Source organism: Actinophytocola xanthii, from assembly GCF_001921205.1.
In the GTDB taxonomy this organism is placed as follows: Bacteria; Actinomycetota; Actinomycetes; order Mycobacteriales; family Pseudonocardiaceae; genus Actinophytocola; species Actinophytocola xanthii.
The window spans coordinates 21,731-31,810 of the sequence record NZ_MSIE01000095.1; the positions used below are offsets into that span (position 1 = coordinate 21,731).

Consider the following 10,080-nt stretch of genomic DNA (forward strand, 5'->3'; position numbering starts at 1 on the left):
CACGTCGTCACCGATAACGGACCTCCCGGCATCGGTACCGACAACCCCGTTGATCGCACCACGGTCAGCAGTCAACCCTGAAGGAGAGCTAAGTTATGGCTGGAGAGACCACCATCACCGTCATTGGCAACCTCACCGCCGACCCGGAACTCAGGTTCGTGCCGAGCGGCGCGGCCGTCGCCAACTTCACCGTGGCCTCGACACCCCGCTACCTCGACCGCCAGAGTGGTGAGTGGAAGGACGGCGAAGCCACCTTCCTGCGCTGCAACGTCTGGCGGCAGGCTGCGGAGAACGTGGCAGAGTCGCTCACCCGGGGCGCGCGGGTGATCGTCAGCGGCAGGCTCAAGCAGCGCACTTTCGAGACCCGCGAGGGCGAGAAGCGCACCGTTATGGAGCTGGACGTGGACGAGATCGGCGCGTCGCTGCGCTTCGCCACCGCCAAGATCACGAAGGTCAAGCGTAGCGGCACCGCCACCAAGACCGACGACCCCTGGTCCGACGCCGAGCCCGCCGCCACCATGGCCGACCTCGCCGCCTAATGGTCCGATCCAAGACGATGGGCCCTGTTCCGGCTCGATGACCGCAGAATCTCGCGGGACCGGGCCCATCGTGTCAGCACCATCGCCTGGCGTTCTGCGCCCCCACCGCCGCTGGGCCATGCCCGGAGCCGGTCGGCCGTGTGGTGGCCCCGCACCGGGTTCGCAACCAACAGCAACCTTTTCTGCACTTATGGAGACCACGTGTCCACATGCGACCAGGCCGTGTCCCAGCTATTCGCTGCGAGCACCCCGGTGCCGTTCGGCGCCTTCTCGGGTGCCGTGGTGACTGTTCCGGTCAGCTCGACCAGTCTCAGCGGTCAGGTGCCCGAGACCGAAGATGTGGCGTTCTGCCGGTCCGCGGCCGAGGACTGGGCAGCCGAGAGCGGTCTGACGATGCAGGAGTTCCAGCGCACGTATGTCGAGCAGCGTGTGGCCGAACTGATGGACCAGCACCCGGCTCTGCGGCGTCTCGACGCCGAGAGTCTTGCGCTCACCGAGACGCCGTGGCTCGACGATCACGCAGCCTAACCGACCGGCCTGCGGCCTGGTCTCGTCTGCGCTCCCGCTGCCCGAGACTCCCCGGCCGGTCCCGGTGTGATCACACCGAACACCGCCTACCGCGCGTCCCGCCGTGCCCGAGCGACGATCCGGCCGGTCCAGCCAACAGCAGCGCGCAGGTACCGCCTACCCGGACGGCCCGGCAACCCGAACCAACAACGGCCACGGCGGCGGAAAGCAGCTACCGAGAAAGGGGCCGCAGATGGACGCCGATGTTCGGCAGCAGATCCGGGAGGCGGCAGCGGCCGCGGCACGGGCGGTGGGGGACACCGCGCAGGCCCCCGATGGTCATTCCGGCGCGGTGTTCATCGACCTGGATAGGGTCGAGGACCTCGCCCGCGAGAAGTACTGGCAAACCCTTCGGGACAAGTGCGCCGAGTTCGGCGTCGACGAGCGTGACTACTGGCTGGCCAACCCCGTGGAGGCCATCATGGGCGAACCGGAGTGCCTCGCCGACGACCTACCGCGCATCACCGACGACCTCGCCGCCGCGGCCAGCCTCTATACCGAACCGCCGTACTGACCGAGGGGTAGACGCGGCGAGGGGTGCGCCCACCCCGAAGGCCGGACACACCCCTCGTGTCACGCGCGACAGCCCCGAGGGGCAACCACCGAAGTGGTCCAGCGACGTATCGCGCGGACGGTGCGCCGGGCCTCGCGAGGCCACAAACAGCCCTTGTACCCGGCGCACACGTCAGTGTAGCCAGGGGACCTGGGGTTCCTAACCCTCTGTCATGTGTGGCCGGTTGGGCTACCTGATCACGGTCGAACCGTGTCGAGGTCAACCGGTCAGGCACGCCGTGGTCAAGTACCAGCCGGGGCGAGTACGCCTCGCCTTCGGCGTCGGCGCTCATCGGGGCCCTCAACCCGACGCCCGATCCTCGAGCAGGGGTGATGCCGCGTCAAGGCACGCTTCGCTCTTCGGCCTTGACCCGTCATCACCCCTGCTCAAGACGGCTTTGTGTCGGGAAGAGGGAGGTGAGGCACTGCCCCAACAGGTTCGGTCAGCCATCACCGGAAACGTAGAAAGCATTTCGAAATTCGCCCATCGCGCAATCATGCGTAACCATTCACGGCAACATAACCGCAGTTCAGCAGCCATGCGCACTACTCAAAATTCACCAACAAATCAGCATCGAACTCCCCTGCAAAACCTTGCCATCCGACACATTCCCACGCTAAGATAAGCAAGTAAGAAACACCGGGAACAGCGACCCTGGTGCACGCGGAAACACAAATTACGAGGTTTGATTTCATGCTGACCATCGAAGCGTTGGAAGTCCTGTCCGTCCTGGTTGACCTGCAAGAACTCGACTCGGCCAAGGAGGCAGCGCGCGGACTCCTCAACACCGCACCCATTGCCGACCTGTGGACGATCGCGCGATGCGCTGACATTCTCGACACCAACAACCGCCCCGTTGCGGCCGCCAAGCTGGACCAGTTCGCCCGCGAGCTGACCGACGAGCACCGCGCCGCCCTGGTCCGCTTCTGCCGTGACGAGACCGGCGACCGGCCCCGCCGCGCCACCACCGACACCCCCGCCCAGCCGAACACCCTGTCCGTGTATTTCGACACCCGCCCCGGCTACGACGAGGAAGGCCCCCAGCCCGCAGGGCTGACCGTGCACCCCGCACCCTGGGAGCAGGCCAGGGCACGCCGTATGGCGGAGCTGTCGCGCCAGTTGCGCACCGCCAAGAACCAGCTCCCCGCGCACGTCCGTTCCGAGATGCGCGCCGTCCGCAGTACTGACCCGACATGCCGCCGCCCGGTCAAGTCCCGCGCCCAGCGCAAGGCCGAACGACTCACGGACGACTACATGCGCACGCGGTTGGGCATCGAGGACCACAGCGCCCCACCGAACGCGCGACGCACCGTGTTCGACATCGACGACGACCAGCCCACCACCCCGGACAGCGACCAGCCCACCACCCCGGACAGCGACCAGCCCGACGCCTACACGCTGGACTACGACCGCGCCGCCCGCCCGCAACTGTGGGCCACCCCGTGCGTGTGGTGCTTTGTCGAGCGCCGCCCCCAGGACGACCGCGCCACCCGCAGCACCACGAGGCACGACGACGGGTTGTGTGTCGAGTGCCGAGACGCCAGCCGTCCGGGACTTCCCCGCCGCACGCAGCCCACCCGCCGCCCGGTACGCGCAGCGCGCACGGTGGCCTACATCAACCCGCAGGCCCGCGCCATCGCCGCCCGTTCCGCCGAGATCACCGCCTCATGTGCCGCCGTGGCCGAGCACCTACCGCCCGCCGCCGCCCTGGTATGGATGCGCGCCTACTACCGCATGTCCCCCGAAGCCCACCACCCCATCATCGAGCAGTGGGTGACCGCGTGGCGCGACGCGCAGCACCCGCAGCCCCCGACCCCGATCACACCCGCCGCGCCCGTTCCCGCACTGGCCGCCGCCTAGCGCCAGCACCGCACGTAGCCCCCGGGGATCTCCCCGGGGGCTACGCCGCGTGCCGCCACCCCCGCCCGCCGACGCCCGCGCCGCCACGCGAGGCCCGCGCACGCGACCCGCCGCGCCCGTGCGTGGCGAGCGCGCGTTCAGGGCGGTCACACCTCTGGCATTGCAATGTGCGGATGCAAACGACCGTGTGTGCGAGGTATTCTGGAGGCCTGGGGGGAGGAGGAACACCGTGCGCGCGCCGTGATGGTGCGGTGACGATGACCTGTCACGTGCTGCACGCCGGCGATGGGTACACGTACCTGACCCGGCAGGTGGCCAGCGGGGATACGGCACGCTCGGCGGGAGATCCGCTCGTCGACTACTACCAGGCCGCGGGGAATCCACCTGGGGCCTGGGTGGGTTCCGGCTGTGCCGATCTCGGCGTGTCGGGCGAGGTCAGCCAAGATCAGATGTTGGCCTTGTTCGGCGAGGGGTTGCATCCGGACGCGAACGCGATCGTCGCCGAGCGGATGGCCCGGGGCGACAGCTATGACCAGGCCCTCCGGGCTGCGCGGTTGGGCCGCAAGTTCTACCAGTTCGACGCCGCCGTGCCGCTCGTCGCGGACCTGCGCACCACGTATGTGGAGTTCGCGGAACGGCACGGGCGTCGCGCGACCGTCGCGGAGCGGCGCGGGATCAAACGGCGGGTCGCCGCCGAGCACCTGGCCGCGATCCGCCGCGGGACGACCCGTTTCCACCAGGCCAGCCAACAGTATGCGGTCCTTGGCGCGACGCCGGAGTACCTGGGTGCGCCGAGTCCCGAAGACATCGACGGGTATCTCGTTGACCAGCTCGGCAAGGCGCGGCAGCCGGTCAGTGGCTTCGATTTGGTGTTCTCGCCGCAGAAGTCGGTGTCGGTGTTGTGGGCGCTCGGCGGGCACGAGATCCGGCGTGTGGTGGAGGAGGTGCACGAGCACGCGTGGCGTGCCGCGCTCACCTACGGCGAGCGCGAGGCCGCGTTCACCCGCCTCGGTGCCGCGGGGATCGCGTTCGCGCCGACGTCCGGGTTCGTCGCGACCGCGTTCCAGCACCGCGATTCCCGTGCCGGTGACCCGGATCTGCATACCCATGTGGCGGTGGCGAATCGGGTGCTGGCCGCGGACGGGAAGTGGCGCACGCTGGATTCGCGCCAGGTCCATAAGGTTGCCGTGTCGATGTCGGAGACCTACAACTCGGTGGTCGAGCAGGGGTTGATCGACCGGCTGGGCGTGCGGTTCGTCGAGATGCCGGCCGGGATGGGGAAGCGGCCGGTACGCGAGGTCGACGGCGTCCCCGTCGAGTGGCTCACCGGGTTCTCGCGGCGCCGGAGCCAGGTGGAGACGCACTACGACCGGTTGGTCGCGGAGTACGTGCGCGATCACGGGCACAGCCCGCCCCGGACTGTGCAGCACAGGCTCGCACAGCAGGCCACGCTCACCGACCGGCCCGAGAAAACCGAGCTGCGGACCTTGGCCGAGCAGGTGAAGGACTGGACCGACCGCGCGCACGACCTGCTGCCCGATGTGGACATTCCTGCACGGATCGGCGCCTGTCTCAACCGTACCGATCCCGCGATCGGACCCGGCCTGCGCGAGGTGGCGGCGCGGGTGGTCGAGCGGATCGCCGACGACCGCGCGACCTGGGTGGTTTATCACGTGCGTGCCGAAGCGCACCGCCAGCTCCGTCCGCACACCGCGTTTTTCACCGGCCAGCACGCGGGGATGGCGGGGGACGAGCGGCTGTTGGCTGCCGTGGAGACCGTCACCGCGCTGGCGTTGGACCGGCATTCGCTTCGGCTCGACGCAGCCACCGACGAGCCGGAGGAGAAACTGCCGCGCGCGCTTCGGAAGCCGGACGGGGAGTCGGTATTCGTCCGGCGGGGGTCGGCGGTCTACACCAGCGAGCAGATCCTGGCGGCCGAGCAGCGGCTGGTCGACGACGCCGCAACGATGCGGGGTCCGGTGGTCCCGGACGCGGTCCGGAACGCCGCGATCACCAGTTGGCAACACGCCGACCCCACGCGCAACCGGCAGCTGGATCCCGGGCAGCGCGCGTTGGTCGAGCACTTCGTGTCCTCCGGGAAGGCGCTCGCGGTCGGGATCGGGCCGCCGGGTGCGGGCAAGTCCACCGCGATGGCCGCGGTGCGCGCGGCGTGGGAAACCACGGGAGGCCGCGTCATCGGCTACGCACCCAGCGCAGCGGCGGCCAGCGTGCTCGGCGACGACATCGGTGTCCGCGCCGACACGCTGCACAGCCTGATCGAGGCCCGCCGTCGCGGTGTCCCCGTCGATGTGAAACCCGGCGACATGCTGCTCGTCGACGAGGCGGGGATGGCCGGCACACGCATCCTCGACGAGGTCCGCGCCCTGGCCGCCGAACGCGGCGCCGTCGTCCGCCTCGTTGGCGACTACCGCCAGCTCGCCGCGGTCGAGGCGGGTGGCGCGCTGCGGTTGATCCACCACGACGTCGGCGGCATCGAGCTGTCCGAGCTGCACCGCTTCGCGCGGCGCGACGAGGCCGAGGCGATCCTGCGGTTCCGGGTCGGCGACGAGCAAGCGATCGACTTCTATGCCGACAACGACCGCCTCCGTGGCGGGGTCGGGCCTGCGGTCCTGGACCGGCTCTACGCGGACTGGAAAGCCGATATCGACGCCGGCCGCACCGCGATCATGATCGCCGACACCGGCGATGTCGCCCGCGAGCTGTCCGGCCGCGCGCAAACCGAGCAACGCGCGGCCGGCATCGTCGAAACCGACGGGGTGCGGCTGCACGACGGCAGCGTCGCCGGGGTCGGCGATCGGATCGTGACCCGGCTCAACCGCCGTGATCTGGCCCTGTTCGGGGGCCGGGACTACGTGAAAAACGGCGACTTGTGGGAAGTCGAGACCCGCTACGAGGACGGGCGGTTGCGGGTGCGGCACGTCCGGCATGGCGGCACTGTCCTGTTGTCCGCGCGGTATGTCGCCCGGTTCGTCGAACTTGGCTATTCGGCGACGATCCACCGATCCCAGGGCCTCACTGTCGATGTGTCTCGCGCGTTCCTGTCCCCCGCCGCGGCGCGGGAAGCCGCGCTGGTCGCGCTCTCCCGCGGCCGGGACGCCAACTACGCCTACCTCGACACCCACGAGATCCTGCACCCCGACGAACCCCCGGTGTTGCCGGGCGACCTGTTCTACCGCTACCGCGAGCGCAGCCGCGCCGAAGAAGCCCTCCGCGCGATCCTGCACCGGGAGAGCGCCGAGCTGTCGGCCACCGAACAACTCCGGGAAGCGGCCGAGGAGCCGCACCGGCTGTCCACCCTGGTGCCGCAGTTCCTCTACGCCCGCCACCTGTATCGGGACCCGGGTGGGCAGCAGGCGCAACGCTGGGTCCGCGAGGCGCTGCCCGATTACGCGGACGACATCGTCGCTGACGACGCCTGGCCCGAACTCGCGCGGGTGCTGCATGAGGTGAACGATGCCCACCACGACCCCGTCGGCCTGCTCCGCGCACGGGCTGCGCAACGACCGCTCGAAGACGACCAGACCGACCCGGCCGAGTCGGTCGCGCAAGTGCTGCACTGGCGCATCACCCAATCGATGACCCGGTGGATGCCGGCCTCGCTTCCCGACCTGGACCGGCCGGACTGGCTGCCCGGCTGGGTGCCCACGCCACCCGATCCGGACGAGGACATCACCACACCCGGCGACCTCGCCGACATCGTCGAGCTCGGCACCTGGCTGCGGGCTCGCGCCGAGCGGATCGCCGCGCGGGTCCGCGAACTCGGCGAACGCGCCGCGCACGAACCACCAGCATGGGCGTCCCAGCTGGGGCCGGTGCCCGACGACCCGATCCAGCGCGACCAGTGGGTCCGCCGCGCCGGACAGGTCGCCGCCTACCGGGAACGGTGGCAGATCCCCGACACCACGTCCGAGGTGCTCCCGCCGCACGACCGCGGCGAACAGGGCCGGGCCCGCGCCTGGGTCGCAACCTACCTGCGCACCCATACCCTCGACCGGGCCGCCGAACTCCACCACGCTCGGCAGGCCCGTGAGCGCGACCAGTGGAGCCGGCACAACGCCCGCGCCGCCGACCGCCGCGCCCGCCACCAGCACGAGGGGGAGGTGGCGCGGCGGCGGCGCGACACCCTGGCCGCGCTGCTGCGCGAGGCATGGCGGCACGAGCCGAACCTGGTCGAGGTCATCATCGCGTCCGCGGCGTTCGACACCGTCGCCGAACGTCTCCACGAGGCCGACGAGGCCGGCTACGACCTCCATGGCGTCCTCGCCGAAATCCCGCTCGACGCGGTCGGCGCCCCGCATATCGACGATCCCGCGCGGTACACGGCGGCCATGGTGGACGTCGCAGTCGACCGCATCCGCACCGGAACTGCCGACCGTGACGCGGAGAAACGCGCCGAACGGCGACGGTTCGAGCAGATGCGCGACCAAGCAGCCGACCTGCTGCGGGAAGCCTGGACCGCCCGACCCCAGCTCGCCGACACTGTCATCCACGCCCCCGCCTTCGGCGCCCTGGTCCGCGCGCTGGACCGCTACACCGACGCGGGGCTCGACGCTCGGGACACCCTCGCCACGATCCCGCTGGGCAAACTCGACGTCCCGCAGATCCGCCACAAGGACCGGTACGCGGTCTACCTGACCCATCGCGTCGCCGAACGGCAACTCGACGCCATCGAGCATGCCCGCCGCGCCGCCGCCGACCGCGCCGAACGCCTCGACCAACAGCAGGCCGCCGCCGGGATACTCCGGCAAGCCTGGGTCGACCACCCCGCGCTCGCCGACCGAGTCATCACCGGGCCTGCGTTCCGGTTCCTGGCCGAGCGGATGGTTGCCGCCGACCAAGCCGGCCACAACGTACACTCCGTGCTCCGCGGGCTCGATCCGGTCGCGCTCACCGCACCCCACGTGCCCAGCCCGTCGGGAGCCACCACCTACGCCTTCACGCGTGCGCTCGAACAGCGCACGTCCGAACAACAGATCACGTCCGAACCCAGCTCCGCCCCCGCCGCGGCACAATCACCACCCATCCCCCAGCCCACCCCGACAGTCACGCCGGCGGTTGGAGGCGCCGGTACCGAACCTTGGCAGCGTGCGGCAGCCGAGCACTGGACCCGACGCCCACACGGTGCCCTCACCAACGCCGCCCTTCGTGAGCGCATCGCCGCCGCGCAAGGCGACACCGACCGGCTCGCCCGCGACCGCGCCACCGCCCAGCGCGACGCCGAACAGACCGTCGCCGCCGCGACCGCCGGGCACGGCCGGCACGTCCGCGCACTCGACGAGGCTCTCGCTCGCCTGCGCGCGCAAGCCGTCCTGGTGCGCGACGCCGACCAGCTCGAGCAACGCTGGCAGGCCCTCATCGCACGCGCGGCCGACGCGGCCGAACACCGCGCCCACGCCGAGCACGACCTCGACCGGCTCGGCCGCCTCGCGCGTGCCCGCCGCGCCGAACTCACCGACCGGATCGAACAACTCCGCAGCCTCGAACGCTCCGCCACCCGCGACGCCGACACCCTCGCCCGTCAAGCCGCCGACCTCCACCAGCAAACCGGGCCGCGCGCACAACGCGAGCAGACCACCGCCCGCGCTCTCCGCGCCGAAACCGACTACCCCCATGCCCGCGACACCGCACAGGCCCGCGATCTCGCCGCCGCCGACACCGCCGCCCACCATGCCGCCGACCTCGCCGCACACCACGACCGCCGCGTCCACGAGCTTGACCAACTGCGCGCCGAACACCACCTCCGCGAGCGATTGCCCGCAGCCGTAAGGGAACGCGAAGACCACGAACGCGACCTCGCCCCCACCGCACCCGCCCACCCAGACCGGCAACCCACCGGGCAGGACCAGCCGACTCCGACACTCACGGCCCCCGGGCTGACCGCACCTGAGCTGGAGCATCCGCAACTCGCCGGGGCCGAACCGGCCACTCCCGAACTCGCCGAGCCGGGGACGCTCCACAGCCCGGAGGTGAGTCCTGGCCTGGCGGATCCCGGCATCGAGCACACCGTCCCGCCACCGGACACCGGCGGCCTCGAACGCTGATCAACCCACCCGGGGTTGACCGGACCGGGCTGCGGGACCGGATCATCCAAAACGCCCAGGATGCCTTGGAGTTCCTGTCCGAAGCACTCCGTGTCGCCCGCGCCATCGTGGACGCCCAGAAGCATCCCGACGAAGCCGTCGTGCTGGACGACGACCACGTGGGTGTCCTGTCGCGAATCATCCATGACCACGCGCCGCCCGGCCTTACGGTCACGGAAAGGAACCTGGCCGAGGAGATCGACCAAGTGGTCACCCGCACCCTCGCCCAGTCATGGGACAACGCCGACGCTCGCAACCGAGGCGTCCGCCGCGCCACCGCCGCGGTCTTCCGCCGCTACAGGTTGAAGCCGGTAGGGGAGCCGTATGACTCCACCGTCGCCTACATCGAAGCCCACTACCTCGTTGACTGAAGAATGCGCAGGGGCAACCGGCAACCACCGGCGGTTGCCGGGCTGGCTAGTGCCGCATCAAGCAACGTTGGGTAGGTAATCCGGGCGGC

6 protein-coding genes are annotated in these 10,080 nt (G+C 70.4%); all 6 read left to right on the top strand.

The window, feature by feature from the left end; genetic code table 11:
- The first annotated feature begins 95 nt into the window (after positions 1–95).
- The 6 genes from BU204_RS34330 to BU204_RS34355 all read left to right on the top strand — a co-directional run bounded on the left by BU204_RS34330 (position 96) and on the right by BU204_RS34355 (position 9,991).
- Positions 96–539, top strand: a complete 444-nt coding sequence (locus BU204_RS34330; protein WP_075129983.1) for a single-stranded DNA-binding protein — start codon at positions 96–98, stop codon at positions 537–539.
- A gap of 201 nt (positions 540–740) precedes the next feature.
- Positions 741–1,067, top strand: coding sequence for a hypothetical protein (locus BU204_RS34335; RefSeq protein WP_075129984.1), 327 nt, complete (start codon positions 741–743; stop codon positions 1,065–1,067).
- Between the two features lie 232 nt (positions 1,068–1,299).
- Positions 1,300–1,620 (top strand): hypothetical protein, encoded by a 321-nt coding sequence (locus BU204_RS34340; protein WP_075129985.1) that lies wholly within the window; start codon positions 1,300–1,302, stop codon positions 1,618–1,620.
- A gap of 732 nt (positions 1,621–2,352) precedes the next feature.
- A complete protein-coding gene (locus BU204_RS40410) occupies positions 2,353–3,519 on the top strand; it encodes a hypothetical protein (protein WP_075129986.1) in 1,167 nt (388 codons plus the stop codon).
- Positions 3,520–3,776: 257 nt separating this feature from the next.
- The gene (gene mobF / locus BU204_RS34350; protein ID WP_158073555.1) at positions 3,777–9,581 is read left to right on the top strand and encodes a MobF family relaxase; all 5,805 of its coding nucleotides are present in this window, start codon (positions 3,777–3,779) and stop codon (positions 9,579–9,581) included.
- A gap of 65 nt (positions 9,582–9,646) precedes the next feature.
- Positions 9,647–9,991 carry a hypothetical protein gene (locus BU204_RS34355; RefSeq protein ID WP_198943089.1) on the top strand — a complete coding sequence of 115 codons (345 nt, stop codon included), beginning with the start codon at positions 9,647–9,649 and terminating at the stop codon, positions 9,989–9,991.
- Positions 9,992–10,080 lie beyond the last annotated feature (89 nt).